Below are 17,568 nucleotides of genomic sequence, written 5' to 3'. Positions count from 1 at the left end.
ACACAAACCAACCTTCGGTTTGTTCTGTTTGCGGAAAGATCTCGGCCGCGGCTACGGCGTCAGAGCCCCGGGATTGTCGGCAACGGCGGAAGAACGAGTGGCGGGATAAAGAATGGCGGCGGCGGGGGTGGCGCGGGCGCCGGCGCTGGAGCCGGAGCCGGCTCGGGTGCAGCAGCCGGGGGCGTGTAGGTGGACTGCCGCTGAGTGGTGGTCGGCGCGGGTGTGGGCGTCGGCGACGGGACCACGGGGGCCGGTGGTGGCGGCGCCGGAGCCGTGGTGGTGGGTGCGATCGTTGTGGTGGTCGGCGACTGCGTGGCGACGGGGGCCTGCACCGGGGCGTTCTCGCGGCTGCCGGTGTACCCCATCGCCACTCCCACCGCCGCTATCAGAGCGAGTGCCACCGCGGCGATCCCCGGGATCAGCGAACGGGTATCGGGTGAGTCGCTCTCCTCCGGGTTACCGCTCAGCCACGACGGCACGTTGGCGGCACGGGGGTCGGTGATCTCGCGCTCGAGCTGCGCGGCTCGACGCTCGCGCTCCTCGTGGCTGAGCTGTGGCGGCGCGATCCGGGCCGCCGTGTCGCCTCGCGCAGCGGCGCTCTCCGGTAGGGCGGTGGCCGGAACGTAGCGCTCGGTGTGCCGGAACGGCTCGACCCGCACGCCACCTGGCCCAACCGGCGGCACGGCCTCCTGCGGGGCGGTGATGGGCTCGCCGGAAACCTCCGAACCGGCGTCCTCCGAACCGGCGTCCTCGGAGGCCACATCCTCCGAACCGTCGTCCTCCGATTCGACATCCTCCGAGGCGAGGTCCTCCGAAGCGCTGACATCGGGGGCGGTGACATCGGGGGCGTCAACCTCCGCACCCGCGACATCGGCGGCCGGCTCCTCGGGAACATCGGGAACCGGGGGTGCGACGGGCGGGCGAGGGGCGATCAGACGGGCGGGCTTGGGCGAGGGGGATGCCTTCTCCCATTCGCCGACGATCAGCGCGGACTCGATCAGGTCGTCGTGTTCGACCTTCGAGGGCTCGACACCGTCAGCACGAACCTCGGGGGCACGAACCTCGGGGGCGGGAGCATCGGGAACGGGAGCATCGGGAACGGGGGACCGATCGCGGTAGTCGGCGAAGTCGTCGAAGCTCAGGGGATCGAACTTCAGGGGATCGAAGCCGATGGCCTTGATCGGCACCGGCGCGGGAACCGGCTCGGGGATGCCGCCGCTGTGTCCGGTCTCGGCAGCCCCGGTCTCGGACGACTCGGTCTCGGACGACTCGGTCTCGGACGACTCGGGCTCCGGCTCCGGCGGCGCGGGTGGTGCCGGTGGCGGCAGCAGCGGCCCTCCACCCAGCGACTCGACGGGCGTGGCCAACAGCGCGGCTCCCTTGGCGGCCACCAGCTCGGGCTCGACCGGGGTGATCAGGCGCAGGCCGGTCCATGCGGCGAGGGTTTGGCGCACCAGCGGGATACGAGAGCCGCCGCCGATCAACACGACGGCGTCGGCGGGTCGACCCGCCGCGGTGATGACCTCACGTACCAGGCGTGCGGAGTTCTCCACCGCAACGGTGATCAGGGCCTCGAAGGACTCGCGGGAGAGCAGCACCAGTCCGCCCTCACCGGGCAGGCACACCGCACCGCTGGTGGAGAGCTGTTCCTTGGCCAGGCGGCAGCGCAGCTCGAGCTCACGCAGGTCCACACCCTCGGCTCTGGCGATGCGGCGCATCTGCCCGTCGCGGACGAGGCGGTCGAAGTGGTTGCCACCGATGTCGTAGCTTCGGCGACTCGCGAGGATCTGCCCGTCGGAGATGTCGACGACACTCACTGTCAGGCCGGAGCTGCCCAGGTCATACAGCGCCACCGTGCCGACGCCGGTGAGGTCGCCCGATGCGTGCAGGAAGCACAGCGCGGCGTGAACCTCGGGAATGAGGCGGTAGTTGGCGATCCGCTGCTGCGCCATGGCCCTGGCCATCACGGACGCCTGCAGGTCGTCGCGATAGGCGACACCGGTGGCGGCGATGGTCTCGGGTTCGGCGGCCTCGTTGATGATGGACCCGATGGACTCCGCGGCGAGGGTTTCCACCTGCTCGGATGCTGTGTCGATGGCGCGGTGCCGGAAGACGGCGACGCTACCGAGTCGCAGGTTCGTGGAGGGCCGGGCCAAGCGCACTGCGCCTGTCCCGAGAGACACTCCGAGAACCGAACTCATCAGCCGCCTTCGCCAGGGTGACAGGGGTGGTGCAGGCATGGACTGCGCGACCGCCGCCGATGCGGGAGTCAGTCTAGCCATTGTGGAGAGAACCCGTCATTTCCGACCATGCACTGCCGGTCAGCGGGAAGGCCGTCCGAAAATACTGTACTTAACAAACTGAATGATCAGCAAGCATGGCGATCACATCGGTTTCGGTCTGATGCCTACAATCGCCGCCATGCATGTCCTGTACGTCTGCACGGGCAACATCTGTCGCTCCCCCACCGCCGAGCGCCTCACCCGCGCGGCAGCGCACTCGGCGGGAGCCGATCTGACCGCCGACAGCGCCGGGACCAGGGGTGTTGTCGGTCACCCCATCGAGTCGACGGCGGCGCGTGTGCTCGCGAACCTCGGTGGTTCGACGGCCGATTTCGCCGCCCGACGCCTGACCCCGGCCATCGCGACCGCAGCCGACGTCGTGATCACCATGACCGCCGAGCACCGCGACGACGTGGTCAGCGCCGTGCCGAAAGTCTTTCGACGCACGTTCACCCTGCTCGAGGCATCGGAGTTGGCTGTGCGCACCAATTCCGGCGATCCCGCGCAATGGTTGGCGGCGCGGGCGAGCGCACCCGTCGCCGACCTCGATATCGCCGATCCCTACGGTCACGGCGAGGCGGAGTTCGTGCGCATCGCAGCCCAGATCCAGCGTGCCCTGAACCCCTTGCTGTCGGTGTGGCTGTGAGGTCCGCGACCGGTGTCGCGACACCGGTAATGCACCGTTGTGCTGCTTCATCGTCGCCGACCCCATAACGTTGGCCGTGCACATCACGGATGGAGAGAGTCGATGGCGGACAAGCACGTCGCGGTCATTGCGGTCGCCGTTGCCGGAACGGCGTTGGCGGGCGGTGTGGGTTTCGCCGCGCTGACCGGTGCCTTCGGCGGGGACGACGGGTACGTGGCGCCACCGTCCGTGGGATCGGTGGTCACCGCGGGCAGCGCGGGCAGCGCCGCCTCGTCCACCGTGGTGATCCCGCCCTCGCCCACCTGGGAAGCCGCCACCGCCACCGCGCCCCCGTCGTCGACCCCACCCACCTCCACCACCGACGAGCGCCCGTCACGCACGCCGGAGCCGACCACCACCACCAAGCCCCGGCCCGGTGTCCGCACCAGCGAGCCGACGACGACGGAAGACGCCGAGAGCCGGTGATCTCGGCCGTCACCACGGTGCGACCGATCGCGCTGGCGACGGTGATGCTCGGCGGAGCGCTGGGTTCGCTGGCTCGCTATGCGCTGTGGAGTACACAGAACACGGGTGTGGGCACGCTGCGGATCACCGCGTTCACGCTGGTCGTCGGCTGCGCCCTGCTCGGTGGCGCCCTGGGTGCCACGACCCGCACGGGCGGCGCGCCGGTGCGCGAGTTCGCGATAGGCCTTGCCTCCGGTTTCTCGAGCTTCAGCGTGTTCGCGGTGCTCGCCGTGGTGGTACCGACGGCGTGGAGTGGGGTGGCGTACCTGGTGATCGTGCCGATCGTCGCGCTCGCGGCCATGACAGCCACGTGGGTCGTCGCCGCTCGGGTGAGCAGGCGGGGTCGGGCCCGGTGACGGAGTACCTGCTGGTGACCATCGGCGGCAGCCTCGGCTGCGGGCTGTACTGGGCGCTGGTGAACCATCCGCGGTGGGCGCCCGAGCGGGTGGTGCTGATCCTCAACCTGGCGGCGTCGGGTGTGCTCGGCATGGTGGTGGCCGCCGACCCCGGTCCGACGGTGGTGAACCTGCTGGGCCTCGGAGTGTTGGCGTCGGCCGCGCCGTTCACGGCACTCGGTGTGCACGCGAGCGCTGTCGAGGGCCCGAATCGGGTGCGGCAGATCGTGCTCGGGATCGGGGCCAACGTGATCGCGGGCGCGGCGACGGCGCTGCTGGGCTACCTCTCGGTGCGGTTCGGCACCACGCTCTACCGCAAGCTGTTCTGAGCCAGCACGCGCGCACCCTCGGCGATGAACGAGGCGGTGGCGTCGGCGGCGCGGACGGCGTCGACCCCGCCCGATCCGGCGAGGGCTCGGTGGGCGATGCCCTCCCCGATCACGGCGAGCTTGAAGTTGGCGAGTGCGAGGTAGAAGTTCCAGTGCCGCAACGTCCGTCCCGATACGCGGGCGTACGTCTCGGCCATGGCGTCGGCCGACGGGTACCTCGGGCTCGTCCACGCCGCACTGACGCCGAGTACCTCGTCGAACACCGGCTGGCGGTAGATGCACATCAGCGCGACATCGGTGAGTGGATCGCCGAGCGTCGACATTTCCCAGTCGACCACCGCGCGCACCACGGTGGGGTCGTCGGCGGCGAGAATGGTGTTGTCCACCCGATAGTCGCCGTGCACGATCGAGGCGTCCGACTCGGTCGGGATCTGCTGCGCGAGCGCCGCATGCAGCCGGTCGACATCGTCGAGGTCGCGGGTCTTGACCCGATCCCACTGGCGTTTCCAGGTGGCCACCTGCCGCTCGAGGTAGCCCCGGGGGCGCCCGAACTCCGCGAGTCCGATCGCCTCGTGGTCCACCGCGTGCAGCCGGGCGAGCACGCGCACCAGTTCCTCGGTGTTGGCCAGAACCTGCTCGTCGGTGAGGGTATCGAGGTCCTCGCGTGTTCGGATCACCTGTCCCGCTTGGAATTCCACGATCGTCATCGGCGCCCCCAGCACGTCGCCGTCGCGGTCGAAGGCCACCGTGCGCGCCACCGGTACGTCGGTCCCGCCGAGCGCACCGGTGACCGCCCACTCGCGAGCCATGTCGTGGGCCGACGGGGTGAGCCCGCTGGTCGGCGGTCGGCGGACCACCCATGCACGAGAAGCGTCGAACGCCTTGAAGGTGAGGTTGGAGCGACCCCCGCTGATCAGCTCCACGGTGAGCGGGCCGTCGAGATCCACACCCTGAGCGCGCAGGAAGCCCTCCAGCGCAGCGGTATTCATCCCTGCCAGTTCGGTCACCGACCGAACCTCCGGGGCGTCTGCGCGGCCTTCCGCGCCGCGGAGACCGCCCTCTTGGCGATGGCCCAGCGGTGCGCCTCGGAGGGGCCGTCGTAGATACGGAAGGGCCGCACCTCGCGCAGCAGGCGCGCGAGCGGCAGGTCGTCGGATACGCCGAGGCCACCGCACAGCTGCACGCTGCGGTCCACGACGCGGAAGATGGCCTCGGATCCGAAGGCCTTCGCGATCGAGGTCTGATCGGAGGCCGGTGAGCCCTGATCGAGCGCCCAGCAGGCCTGTACCAGCAGGGCACGGGTGGCGGCGATGTCGATCTCGTTGTCGGCGATCATCTGCTGCGCCATGCCCAGGTTCGCGATGGGTCCGCCGAACCCCTCGCGGCGCACCACATGGTCGAGGGCGATGTCGTGGGCGCGGCGGGCGGCCCCGAGCCAGCGCATCACGTGCGTCATGCGGGCGGGCCCGAGGCGCACACCCGCGTACGCGAATCCTTCGTCGACGGCGCCGAGCACGTTCTCGTCGGGCACGAAGACGTTGTCGAGCAGCACTTCGCAGTGGCCACCGATCATCGATTTGTCCAGCGTGGAGATGTGCCGGGACACGGTGATGCCTGCAGTGTCGGCGGGGGCGAGGAACATCGTGGCGCCGCCGCGGTCGCCGGGGCTGCCGCTGGTGCGAGCCATGATGATGAAGAACCCGGCTCCGTCGGCACCGGTGATGAACCACTTGTGGCCGCTGATGCTCCACCCACCCTCGGCGCGCACGGCCGCTGTGGTCAGGGCGGACGGGTCCGAGCCGGCACCGGGGGCGGGCTCGCTCATCGCGAAGGCGCTGCGCACGTCGCCCGAGCACAGCGGAGCGAGGAACTGCTCCTTCTGCGCGGGTGAGGCGATGGCCTCGAGCATGTGCACGTTGCCCTCGTCGGGGGCGTTGATGTTCAGCGCAGCGGGGCCGAAGAGGGAGTATCCGGCCTCCTCGAACACCGGCGCGCGGTCGGAGAGGTTCAGACCCAACCCGCCATAGCGCACGGGGGCGTGCGGGGCGTAGACCCCGGCCGCCTCGGCGGCGAAGCGCATGTCGAGGCGTATCTCGTCGCCACCGGCCGCAGCCACGTCACCGGCGTGCGCGTCCTCGAGGGGCAGCACGTAGTCGCGGATCAGTGTGCGCGTTCGATCGACGATGCTCGTCACGTCGGGCTCGTAGGACAGGTCGACAGCCACTTCTTCTGAACTCCTCGCAAAGTCGTCCCCCCTGCATTGCGAGCATGACACATCGGCGCCGCCCGCCCGGTGCGGTGCCGCCGAACGCACGCAGGCGCGCCGCCGCCTAACCTTGAGCGGTGACCCGGTTCGGACGCTGGCTGCTGATCGCGCTGAGCGTGCCGATCGTGGTCACCGTGGTGATCGGGATCAGCGGGTACGTGCTGCTGACCCGCGCGCACGTCGATCGGGTCAGCACCGCCGACGCGATCATCGTTCTGGGCGGCGAGCACGATGGGCGCGAGGAGTATGCGATCTCGCTGGCCCGCTCCGGCGTGGCGGGAACGGTGGTGCTCTCCAACCCCTACAACCCGCGCGATGCGCTGATGAATCGGTTGTGCGCGGCGAGCACGCCGGGCGTGACGGTGATGTGCGAGAAGCCGTCGCCGTCGACCACCCGGGGCGAGGCCATTCTGACCGAGCGCCTGGCGCGGCAGTACGGCTGGCGACACGTGGTGGTGGTCAGTTGGCGCTACCACCTGCCGCGGGCGCGGTACATCTTCTCGCAGTGCTTCGACGGCACCGTCACCATGTCCACCCCGCCGCGCACCTATCCGCTCTCCCTCGCCGACTGGGAGTACGTGTACCTCTACCAGTTCTCCGGCTTCGCGAAGGCCGCCCTGCAGGGCAGCAACTGCACCGGGTGAACCTGCACCGGATGAGCACGCTCGGGTGACACCAGGGCAGACTGGTGGGATGGAGGAGATCTTGGACTTCGTGCGCACGCTCGACGGAATTCTCGACCTGGCACCCGAGGAGGGGTCCGATTTCCCCGAGATCGCGTGGGGTGATCACTTCTTCTACTTCTCCCCCAGCGGCGAGATCCCGGGCAACGTGCAGCCCTTCGCGACCATCGTGACCAAGGACTACCCGGGCGATGCGGTGTCCGATCTCGATGCTCCCGGCCGCTGGCGCCTGAACATCCACATCGACCGGGCCACGCACGCGGAGTTGTTCGCCGACGGCACCCCCGAACCCGGGCCGACGGCCGACGTGTTCACCCCGCATCCGCTCTACGGCAAGTCGTACTGGGTGTCGGTGATCAACCCGGACACCACGCGCGAGACCGCGAAGCTGCTGCTCGGTCAGGCCTACGGGAGGGCGCGGATCGCCGGGTTGCCCTCGAGTACCTGACCGATCTCCGCGAGCGCGTCCGGTCCACCGAGATCCTGGTGCGCAAAGCGTGTGCGGCGCAGGGTGATCGAACCCGACACCACGGGGTGCCACTGCTCCGCTGCCGCCGAGGCGGCCGCGGCGAAGAACTCCACGTTCGCGGCGACGACGGCGGGCACATAGTCCGCGACGAGGCGGGGAGCGTCGTCCATGGGGGCGAAAGCGCGCTCGATGTGCTCGGCGGTGAGGAACTCCGCGAGCGCGGACCCGACCTCGCGCAGGCTCCCGATGACGGCGACCGGATCCTCGGCGCCGGGCACCCCCAGCAGCTCACCGAGGTCGGCGTACGTCAGTCGTCCCTGGCCGGGTGGGGGGTCGAGGTACGCATCGAGCATCACCAGGCGTGCCACGGTGTCACCGCCGCGCTCGAGTTCGGCGGCCACCGCGTGGGCGATCACGCCGCCGAGTGACCAACCGAGCAGGTGGTACGGGCCGTGCGGCTGCACGCGGCGGATCTCGGCGACGTAGCGGCGGGCGTAGGCGTCGATGGACGACGGCGCACGCTCACCGCCCAGCAGCCCCGGCACCTGCAGCCCGTACAGCGGCGTGCCCGGCATGGACGACCGCAGCGCGGCGTACCCCCACGCGAGCCCGATGGCGGGGTGGATGCAGAACAGCGGTGGCCCCACCGCCGATGCCCCGCCGCCCGACGACGATCCGCTGGCCAGCCCCGGGGACAGCGGAACCATCACGCGCAGAATGGAATCGGACTGATCGCCCGCATCGCCGTCGATCAACGAGGCCAACGCCGCCGGGGTCCGGGCGATGAACATCCACGCCACCGGCAGGGGACGGGCGAGGTGCTCACGGAGGGCGTCCATCACCGCCACCGCCGCGAGCGAGTGCCCACCCACGTCGAAGAAGTCGTCGTCGGCGCCCACGTCGCGCGCAAGGATCAGCGCCATGGTCTCCACCACCAGCTTCTCGGTGTCGGTGGCCGGCGGCCGGTGGGTGAGCGTGGCGGTGGTGGGCTCGGGCAGTGCATCGATGTCGAGCTTGCCGGAGGTGGTGCGCGCGAGCGCGGCCACCGACACGATCGACGACGGGATCAGGTGCACCGGCAGTGTGCGGGTGGCCATGGCCCGAATGTCCTCGATGGGCGCCGATCCGACGTAGTAGGCGGCGAGGGTGCCGCCCGCGGCGACGACGGCCACCTGCTCGACGCCGCTGTGCCGCAGCAGGGCGGTCTCGATCTCGGCGGGTTCGATGCGGTGCCCGCGGATGGTGATCTGCGCGTCCGCCCGCCCCAGGTAGTCCAGCACCGGGTCGTGATCACCGCCGTTCCACGCGGCGATGTCGCCCGTGCGGTACATGCGGCTGCCGTTGCCGGCGTAGGGGTTGGCCACGAACCGGTCCGCGGTGAGCCCGGCGGCACCGACGTACCCGCGCGCCAGGGCCGGTCCGGCGAGGTAGAGCTCACCCGGCACACCGCGGGGCAGACGACGCAGCCGTGAGTCCAGGACCAGGGCCTCGAATCCGTGGGTGGCGCGGCCGATCGTGGGGGTGTCGCCGCGCACCAGCTGCTCGGAACACGTTGCCATGACGGTGGTCTCGGTGGGCCCGTAGGCGTCGAAGACGCGTGCGCTGCGCGACCACGTGTCGATCAGCGCCGCATTGGAGGCCTCGCCGGCCATGATCACCACCTCGGCGGTGGGCACTGCGGAGGGATCGGTCGCCTGGAGCACGGACGGGGTGAGCGTGAGGTGCGTGACGCGGTGCCGGGTGATGTGGCGGGCCAGATCGTCCCCCGCGTACACCCCCGGCGGGACGGGTACCAGCGCGGCGCCCGATCCCCACGCCAACAGCATCTCGAACACCGACGCGTCCACGGTGGGGGCGGCGAAGCCGAGGATGCGCGAGCGCGCGCTCGGGGTGAACCGATTCTGCTGTGCGGCAATGAGATCACCGATGCCCGCGTGGGTCACCATGACACCCTTGGGTGTGCCGGTGGAGCCCGAGGTGTAGATCACGTACGCCGGATCGGCCGCCCGCGGGGGCGCGTAACCGTGCGGGGGAGGCTCGCTGCCGGGGCGCCCGTCGTGTGCGGCGTCGACGGTGGCGGGCTCGACCTCGATCCACAGCAGCGAACCCTGATCGACCCCGGCCGGATCCACCCCACCCAGGCCGACCACGGGGGCGCTCTGCCGCAGCATCGCCTCGATCCGCTCGCGAGGGTGGTCGGGGTCGATGGGCAGGAACGCAGCACCCACCTTCGCCACGGCCCATACCGCCACGTAATACTCCACCGATCGCCCCAGGGCGATGGCCACTACGCGTCCCGGCCCGGCGCCGCGTTCGATGAGCCTGTGCGCCAGTCGGTTCGAGAGCGTGTCCAGGTCGGCGAAGGTGAACACACGGTCGCCGTCGACGGCCGCGACACCGAACGGCGTCGCGTCCACCGCGGCGGCGATCACCTCCCCGAACGTGCGCACCGGCACCGAGGGCACCCGATGGGTGGCGCGTTCGCCCTCGGTGAGGATGTCGATGTCGCCCACGGCCACGGTGGGATCGGCGGCCACGGTGTCGAGGATGCGGACGAATCGCTCGCTCATCTCCCGTACCACCGACCGGGCGAACCGGTTGCCGTTGAAGCTCACCCGGCCCCGACCGGTCTCGGAGATCACCCACTCGAGATCGAACTGCGTGGCATCGGTCTCCACCGCGGTCACCGTCACCGGGGCACCGTCGAACGATACGGTGGGCGGCTCGAGGTCGTGGACGGCGAGGAGCACCTGGAAGATCGGGTGGCTGTCGTAGGTGCGCACGGGATCGAGAGCGTCGACGATGTCGTCGAACGGAACGTCCTGATGCGCAACGGCATCGAGGTCCGCGGTGCGCACGGCGGCAACGAGGTCCACCCACCGGGTGGACGGCGCCACCTTCGTCCGCAGGGCCAGAGTGCCGGCGAACATACCCACCAGGTCGTCCAGGGCGGGGTCGGTGCGGCCGGTGACGGGTGTGCCGATCACCACGTCGTCGGTGCCACCGAGTTGCGCCATCAGGATCGCCAGGGCCGCGTGCAGCACCACGAAGCGGGTGACGCCGTGGGCGGGGGCGAACTCGCCGAGGGCGGTCCACGTGCGCCCGTCGATCACCAGGTCGACGGGCACGGCCGCACCGGATGTCGGAGTGCCGGTGGGCAGTTCGATGTACTGCGGGGCGCCGGCGAGGGTGCGGCGCCAGAAGTCCAGGCGCTCGGCGGTGCGCGCGGCCACCACGTCGCGCTGCCACAGCCGGTAGTCGCCGTAGTCCACCCGGCCCACCTCACCGCGGAAGTGCGGGGCGTACCCCCGACGGCGGGCCTGGTAGGCGGCGGTGATGTCGCGGGTGAAGGGCCCGATCGACCCGCCGTCGACGGCTATGTGGTGCACCACCACCACGAGCGTGAGGGACGTCCGGTCGAACATGGTGCCGTGATCGAGCAGCGCCAGCCGGAGCGGGGTGTCGATGGTCAGATCGAACGGTTGCGCCACCACCTCCCGCACCGCGTCGTCGAGCCCGGCCGCCGGCACCACCCGCGGGCGCAGTTTCGGCACGGCGCTCTCGGCGGGGGTGTCGACGGCGAGAGGGCCGTCCTCACCGGCCGGGTACACCGTGCGCAGGGGACGGTGGTGATCGACCACGTCCACGATGGCGGCGCGCAGCACGTGCAGATCGACCCCCTCGGGGAGCTCGACCCGGAAGGCGGTGTTCAGTGCGGACGAGCCGGGGTCGATGCGGCTGAGCAGCCACATGCGCCGTTCGGCCGGGGATGCGGGCAGCGAGTCGAACATCTCGGTGTCGCTGTGCCCGATCGGCGGCAGCACGGCGGTGTCGGTGGGCACACTCACGCGCGCGAGCCGCCGCGGGGTGGGGTTGTCGAAGAGCAGCCGCGCGGGTACCGCGTAGCCGAGGGCCCGGCTCAACTCGGACGCCGCCCGAATGGCGCTCAGCGAATCCCCGCCGTGGTCGAAGAACGAGTCGGTGGCACCGAAGGTGCGCACCCCGAGCACCTCGGCCAGCACCGCGACGATCAGTTCCTCGTCCAGACTCTCGGCGGGCGCGGCGACGGGTACCGGGCGCAGGGTGTCGTCGACGAGCGCGCTTCGGTCGAGCTTGCCGTGCGCGGTGACCGGCAGCGCGTCGATCACCACGATGCGGGCGGGCACCGACCACGCGGGCAGGTAGCGGGCGGCGTACTCGAGAAGCTCTGCGGGGTCGGTCGCGCCGTCATCGGTGGGGACCACCCACGCCAGCACCGTCTCCTCGCGCACGTCGACGGCCACGGCCCGCACACCGGGGTACCGGGTCAGTACGCCCTCCACCTCGCCGAGTTCGAGGCGACGCCCCCGAACCTGCACCTGCGTGTCGACGCGATCGACGAACACCAGGGATCCATCGGCGATGCGGCGTACCCGATCACCCGTGCGGTAGGCGCGCCCACCGCCCGGCGCGGCGACGAAGCGGGCGGCGGTCTCGGCGAGCATTCCCCGGTAGCCACGGGCCAGCATCGGCCCCGCGAGGTAGAGCTCGCCGACGAATCCGCGCGGCACCGGGCGCAGATGCGCGTCGAGGATCATCGCGGCCACCCCCTCGAGGGGGCGGCCGATGGTGACCGGCGACTGCGCTCGCAGCGGATCGGTCAGGGTGGCCACCACGGTGGCCTCGGTGGGCCCGTACGCGTTGAGCATTCGACGCGGCTGCGCGGTCCAGGTGTCCACGGTGTCCGCGGTGAGCAGATCTCCACCGACGGCCACGGTGCGCACGGTGGGCACGGGCGGCACGGTGGCGAGAACCGCGGGCGTGGACAGGTAGTGGGTGATGCGGTGCTCGCGCAGGAAGGCCGCCATCTCGTCGCCGCCGACGAGGTCGGCCGGGGCGATCACCAGCGTCGCACCGGCCGCGAAGGCCAGCATCATCTCGAGAACGGCGGCGTCGAAGTTCGTCGAATACCCGGCCAGCACCCGCGACTGCTCGGTCACCGCGTACCGCCCGGGTACCTGCGCGGCGAGGTTCGCCACCGAGGCGTGCGTCACCGCAACGGGTTTGGGGCGCCCGGTGGTGCCGGAGGTGTGGATCACGTAGGCGAGGTTGCCGGGCCGCACCGCGGCGGGCCGGTACGTGTGATCGAGCGCGGCGACGGTCAGGGCCCGCCCGGCACCGGGGTCGATCCACTCGAGGTAGGTCTCGGGCCCGCTGCCGAGGCCGATGCGTGCGGTCTCGAGCATCGCCCGTCGCCGCTCCGGCGGGTAGCGAGGGTCGACGGGCATGAACGCGGCACCGGCCTTGAGCGTCGCCCACACCGCGACGATGTAGTCCGCCGATCGTGGAATCGACAGCGCCACTTCATCATCCGGCCCGATCCCGCGGTCGAGCAGCACCATGGCCAGTCGGGTCGAGCGGGCGTCCAATTCGGCATACGTCATCTCGGTGCCGGCAGCAGCGGTGATCTCGGCACCCCCGCCGGCCGGGTCGATCACCGCCAGGGCCGCTCCGCGCGCGAGGTCGATGCTCGCCAGAGTCCCCGTCAACGGGCCGGGTACGACGGGCAGTGCGGTGTCGCTGTCGAGTTCGACCGATCCGACGGGTAGCCGCGGGGTGGTGGCGGCGGCGGTGAGCACCGCAACCACCATCTGCCCGATGCGGCGGGCGGTGTCGGCGGCGACGATGTCGACCGCGTGCAGGATGCGCCCGGACACGCCCTCCTCGCTCACCACCACCTCGACGGCGAGGTCGTACTCGGTGGCGCCGGAGTCGAGCGGGGTGATCTCGAACGGCATGTCGTCGACGGCGTCGTCGGGTGCCTCGACGGCCAGCATCACCTGGAAGACGGGGTGCTCACCGACCCGGTGATGCGCCGCACGGTGATGTGCGAGAACGTCGAACGGCAGCGAGGAGTGTTGCAGCGCAGCAACATCGGCGGTTCGAACAGCACCGAGAACCGAGGTGAAGGGCGCGTCGAGGTCCACGGTGACCGGCAGCGCGACGGTGCCGACGAACATGCCCACCAGCTCGTCCAGCTCGGGTACCGCCCGCCCGGCGGTGGCGGTGCCGATCACCACGCGTGGGTTGTCGGCCAGGCGCGCGAGCACGATCGCCAGGGCGGTGTGCAGCATCATGAACCCGGTGACGCCGCCGATGCGGGCGAGATCGGTGACCTCCGACCACAACCGAGCATCGACCTCGAACGGTACCGACGCGCACGCGTGCGAGCGTCGCTCGGGCCGCACGCCGTCGGGGGGCACCCGAGCGGCATCGGTGTAGTCGGCCAGAGCGCCGTCCCAGTAGGCCAGTTCTGCCTCGCTGACGGCGTCGACCACCGCGCGGTTCCACACCGAGTACTGCCGGTAGGTCACCGGCAGCGGCGACCACACCGGCGCCGACCCGCCGCTGGTGCGCGCTCGATACGCGGTGATCAGATCTGCGATCAGGGGCCGAACCGACCAGCCGTCGGCGTTGATGTGGTGCGTCACCAGCACCACCACCATGTGGCTGCCCGCCGAGTACAGCCATGCGCGCAGCGGCACCGCCCGCGTCACGTCGAACCACGTCGCGGCCGCCGCGGCGCACACACGCGGCAGGTCCGCCTCGTCGATGGCCTCCACCCGCAGATCCGGCAGCACCTCGTCGACGGCGAGCACCACCTGCTGCGGAGTTCCGTCGTCACCGAGGGGGTAGTAGGTGCGCAGGCTCTCGTGCCGGGCCAGAACGTCGCGTAGCGCCTCCACCAGCGCGGCCGGGTCGGCGTCGGGGTCCAGGCGCGCGGCCAGCGGTAGGTTGTAGGCCGGCGACGTGGTGTCGAGCTGGTTGACCATCCACATGCGCTGCTGGCCGTAGGACAGCGGAACGTGCTCGGGCACAGGCATATCCGCCACGCCGAGAACCGGGGCGGGCTCAGCGAGGTCGGCCGCACGGGCCAGGGCGGCCACGGTGGGCCCGTCGAACAGGGCGGGCAGGCCCAGGTGGCAGCCCAGCTCGACGTTCACGCGTGCGATCACCCGGGTGGCGCTCAGCGAATCACCACCGAGGGCGAAGAAGTTGTGATCACGGCCCACCCGGCTCTCACCGAGCACCTCCGCGAACACCGACGCCACGAAGCGCTCGGTGTGGGTGATGGGCTCGACGTACGCGGTCGCGGCCGCGGCGGTGGGCTCGGGGAGGGCGCGGCGATCGATCTTGCCTCCCGCGGTCAGCGGCAACGACCGTACGACCACCATCACGGCGGGCACCATGGCGGCGGGCAGGTGCGCCCGCGCGTGCTCGCGCACCCCCGCCACGCCGGCTGTCGGCCCCGGGCCGTCCGCCACGAGGTAGCCCACCAGACGGCCGTCGCGCACGTCCACCACGGCCTCGCGCACCCCGTCGCACCCGCGCAGCACCGCCTCGATCTCGCCGAGTTCGATTCTGCGGCCATGCAATTGGATCTGGGAGTCCCGGCGGCCCAGGAACTCGAACACCGGCAGCGCGGGCTCCGCGGCGTGGGCGCCACCGAGGCGACGAGCGCGTCGGCGCACCACGTCGCCCGTACGGTAGAGCCGCCCGCCCTGGTGCGCCACGAAGCGGGTGGCCGTCGCCGCCGGAGCGTCCACGTACCCGCGGGCGACGCCGACGCCACCGAGGTACAGCTCACCGATCGCCCCGTCGGGCACGGGCTGCAGGCGATGGTCGAGCACCAGCGCGTGCACGCCGGGCAGCGCGCTGCCGATGGTCACCGGCTGCCCCGGCACCATCGGCTCGGAGAGTGTGGCCAGCACGGTGGCCTCGGTGGGTCCGTACGCGTCGAGCATGGTTCGGCCCGGCACCGCGAAGCGGGTGACCAGTTCTGCCGGACACGCCTCACCACCGACGTCGAACACCTCGACGGTGGCCAGGTCCTCCGGTTCGAGCGTGGCGAGCACCGACGGCGCGGTGATCAGGTGGGTGATCGACTCGGTCACCAGCCAGCGGCCCAGTTCGGGGCCCGCGGCCAGGTGCGACGGCGCGATCACCAGTTCGGCCCCGGACACCGCCGCGGCCAGGATCTCCTGGAGCGAGGCGTCGAACACCGGCGCGGCGAGATGCGCGACGCGTGAGTTCGGACCCATGCCGTACCGGTGCGCGACGGTGTCGGCGAGGGTGGCCAGGCCACGATGGGTCACCGAGACACCCTTGGGCACACCGGTGGAGCCGGAGGTGTGGATGACGTATGCCTCGGTGTCGACGGTGACGGGCCGGATCGGCACCACCTCGTGCGCGGGCGGCAGGTCGAGCCGGTCGATCTGCAGCCATGAGATCGCGCCGCGCGGCACGGACTCGGTGCTGACGGTCAGACCCAGCACCGCGCCGGCCACCAGCGAGGGCAGTCGCGGATCGGTGGGGTCGACGGGCACGAAGGAGGCGCCGGTGAGCGCCACGGCCCACATGGCGGTGACCGACGCCGGTGATCGGGGCACCGCGACGGCCACGCGGTCCTCGGTACCGATGCCGCGGCGGATCATCTCGGCCGCCAGTGCCAGCGCGCCCGCCCGGTCGGTCACCCGGGGGGCTGCGGCGAAGATCTGCGCGAGGGTGCGCGCGGGGGCACCGGGCGGCGGCGGCTGCAGCAGATCCGCGCGCTCCTGCGCGGTGGTCACCTCGATGGCACCGAGCGGGGTGCTCGGCTCGGCCGCGACCACGGTGTCGAGCAGGGCCAGCAGCCGCCGGTGGTGCACGGCGAGGTCGGCGCGGCTGTAACGGTCGGGGTTGCCGAGCAGGTCCACGCGCGTGGTCTTGCCCGCGACGGCGGGGTAGATGTTGAGCATCAGGTCGTCGATCGGGCCGCTCGAGAGCACCCGGTACTCCCCGACGGCGTCACCGAGTCGAATCTCCGAGTCGAACATCATGATGTTGACCGTCGGCCCGAACGCCCCGCGCCCACCTCCGGTGACGGTTCCGCGCGTGCCCAGTTCTCGCACCAGGTCCTCCACCCGGTACCGCTGGTGGCGCAGCGCCCCGGTCAGGTGCACCACCACCTCGCGCAGGAGATCGTCGAGAGTGGCGTCGGCGGGGGTGGCGATGCGCAGCGGCACCACGTTGCTCATCATGGCGCCGGATTCGCGCAGCATGCGGGTGGTGCGACCGGAGACCGGCAGCGATGCGATCACGTCGTCGGAGTCGGTCGTGCGGGCGAGGTAGAGCGCGAACGTCGCGAGCACCACCGGTACGTCGGAGGAATTGTTGCGGGCCGCATGCTCGCGCATGGCCTCGGCGGTGGTGGCGGCCAGTTCCGAGCCCACCGAGATCGCCAGTTGCCCGGGGCCCGGCTCGCCACCGGCGAGGGTGCGCACCGGCGGCAGGTCGGTCATGCGGTCGAGCCAGAACTCGCGGTCGGCAGCCTGTCTGCTCGATCCGGTGTACTCGGCGTCGAAGCGGTGGATCCGCTCGGGATCCAACGCCCGTGTGGGCGGCGGCGCGGTACCCGTGAGCAGCGCGTTGTAGATCGCGCCCACGCGGGTCTGCAGCGCGATGGCACCCAGGCCGTCCATCACGGCGTGGTGGGCGCGGCTGAACCAGAAGTACCGCCCATCGCTCAGGTGCAGCACCACCGACCACACCAGCTGATCGGTGGCCATGTCCACCGGCCGACGAGTCTCCCGGTCCATGAAGGTGTGCGCCGCGGCCTCCGGGTCGGCCTCGGCGCGCAGGTCGATGTATTCGAGGGCGTACGGGGAGTCGAAGTCGGCCACCTGCACCGGGCCGTCCTCGGTGTCGTGTATCGACAGCGCCGGTGTGACCAGCTCACGCGAGCCGGTATCGGAGGCGCGGATGAGCAGGCCGATATCGAGCGAGCCCGAGATGTCGACATATTGCGCAACGGTGAACGGGACGTCCGGCGCCAGCTTCTGAGCCAGCCATATGTTGAGCTGAGCAGGGGAAAGAGGTGTCACATCGTTCGGCACCGCCACCTCCCTTCGCGCCGTGCGGGTCGCTGGGCTTGCACAACGCAGGAGCATTCGGTCTAGTGCCCTTACGCTAATGG

At 71.0% G+C, this 17,568-nt stretch carries 10 protein-coding genes; 6 read left to right on the top strand and 4 right to left on the bottom strand.

The genetic code is table 11. From position 1 onward, the window contains the following. Positions 1-59: 59 nt before the first annotated feature. Positions 60-2,201, bottom strand: a complete 2,142-nt coding sequence (locus ACY48E_RS03295; RefSeq protein WP_462870670.1) for an Hsp70 family protein — start codon at positions 2,199-2,201, stop codon at positions 60-62. Between the two features lie 220 nt (positions 2,202-2,421). Here ACY48E_RS03295 and ACY48E_RS03290 point away from each other — a divergent pair, with 220 nt between their 5' ends. The 4 genes from ACY48E_RS03290 to ACY48E_RS03275 all read left to right on the top strand — a co-directional run bounded on the left by ACY48E_RS03290 (position 2,422) and on the right by ACY48E_RS03275 (position 4,156). Then, the gene (locus ACY48E_RS03290) at positions 2,422-2,928 is read left to right on the top strand and encodes an arsenate reductase/protein-tyrosine-phosphatase family protein (RefSeq protein ID WP_462870669.1); all 507 of its coding nucleotides are present in this window, start codon (positions 2,422-2,424) and stop codon (positions 2,926-2,928) included. 102 nt (positions 2,929-3,030) lie between these two features. Then, positions 3,031-3,393 carry a hypothetical protein gene (locus ACY48E_RS03285; RefSeq protein WP_462870668.1) on the top strand — a complete coding sequence of 121 codons (363 nt, stop codon included), beginning with the start codon at positions 3,031-3,033 and terminating at the stop codon, positions 3,391-3,393. Continuing rightward, on the top strand, positions 3,390-3,788 hold the full coding sequence (locus ACY48E_RS03280) for a hypothetical protein (protein WP_462870667.1): 399 nt from the start codon (positions 3,390-3,392) through the stop codon (positions 3,786-3,788). Before ACY48E_RS03285 ends, ACY48E_RS03280 begins: the two co-directional genes overlap by 4 nt. Next, a complete protein-coding gene (locus ACY48E_RS03275; protein ID WP_462870666.1) occupies positions 3,785-4,156 on the top strand; it encodes a hypothetical protein in 372 nt (123 codons plus the stop codon). Before ACY48E_RS03280 ends, ACY48E_RS03275 begins: the two co-directional genes overlap by 4 nt. Here the strand turns inward: ACY48E_RS03275 and ACY48E_RS03270 are convergent. Continuing rightward, positions 4,138-5,163 (bottom strand): phosphotransferase family protein, encoded by a 1,026-nt coding sequence (locus ACY48E_RS03270; protein WP_462870665.1) that lies wholly within the window; start codon positions 5,161-5,163, stop codon positions 4,138-4,140. The two genes, ACY48E_RS03275 and ACY48E_RS03270, sit on opposite strands and share 19 nt — an antisense overlap. Beyond that, positions 5,160-6,380, bottom strand: a complete 1,221-nt coding sequence (locus tag ACY48E_RS03265; protein WP_462870664.1) for an acyl-CoA dehydrogenase family protein — start codon at positions 6,378-6,380, stop codon at positions 5,160-5,162. Before ACY48E_RS03265 ends, ACY48E_RS03270 begins: the two co-directional genes overlap by 4 nt. A 119-nt stretch (positions 6,381-6,499) precedes the next feature. On the opposite strand from ACY48E_RS03265, the gene ACY48E_RS03260 reads away from it, so the two are divergent. Together ACY48E_RS03260 and ACY48E_RS03255 are read left to right on the top strand one after the other, a co-directional pair. Then, positions 6,500-7,066: a YdcF family protein gene (locus tag ACY48E_RS03260; protein ID WP_462870663.1), complete on the top strand. Its 567-nt coding sequence runs from the start codon at positions 6,500-6,502 to the stop codon at positions 7,064-7,066. 49 nt (positions 7,067-7,115) lie between these two features. After that, positions 7,116-7,553, top strand: a complete 438-nt coding sequence (locus ACY48E_RS03255; RefSeq protein WP_462870662.1) for a DUF6194 family protein — start codon at positions 7,116-7,118, stop codon at positions 7,551-7,553. Here ACY48E_RS03255 and ACY48E_RS03250 read toward each other — a convergent pair. After that, positions 7,511-17,488 carry a non-ribosomal peptide synthetase gene (locus ACY48E_RS03250; RefSeq protein WP_462870661.1) on the bottom strand — a complete coding sequence of 3,326 codons (9,978 nt, stop codon included), beginning with the start codon at positions 17,486-17,488 and terminating at the stop codon, positions 7,511-7,513. The genes ACY48E_RS03255 and ACY48E_RS03250 overlap by 43 nt on opposite strands. Between the last annotated feature and the right edge of the window lie 80 nt (positions 17,489-17,568).

The sequence above is a fragment of the Rhodococcus sp. AZ1 genome (genome assembly GCF_054979605.1).
The sequence above is the reverse complement of the archived record's forward strand: the minus strand, read 5'-3'. Positions and strand labels throughout refer to the sequence as shown.

What these genes read in the sequence shown, in the direction of transcription:
- ACY48E_RS03295 (WP_462870670.1), bottom strand. Translation starts at nt 2,201, where the DNA reads ATGAGTTCGGTTCTCGGAGTGTCTCTCGGGACAGGCGCAGTGCGCTTG.
- ACY48E_RS03290 (WP_462870669.1), top strand. Translation starts at nt 2,422, where the DNA reads ATGCATGTCCTGTACGTCTGCACGGGCAACATCTGTCGCTCCCCCACC.
- ACY48E_RS03255 (WP_462870662.1), top strand. Translation starts at nt 7,116, where the DNA reads ATGGAGGAGATCTTGGACTTCGTGCGCACGCTCGACGGAATTCTCGAC.
- ACY48E_RS03285 (WP_462870668.1), top strand. Translation starts at nt 3,031, where the DNA reads ATGGCGGACAAGCACGTCGCGGTCATTGCGGTCGCCGTTGCCGGAACG.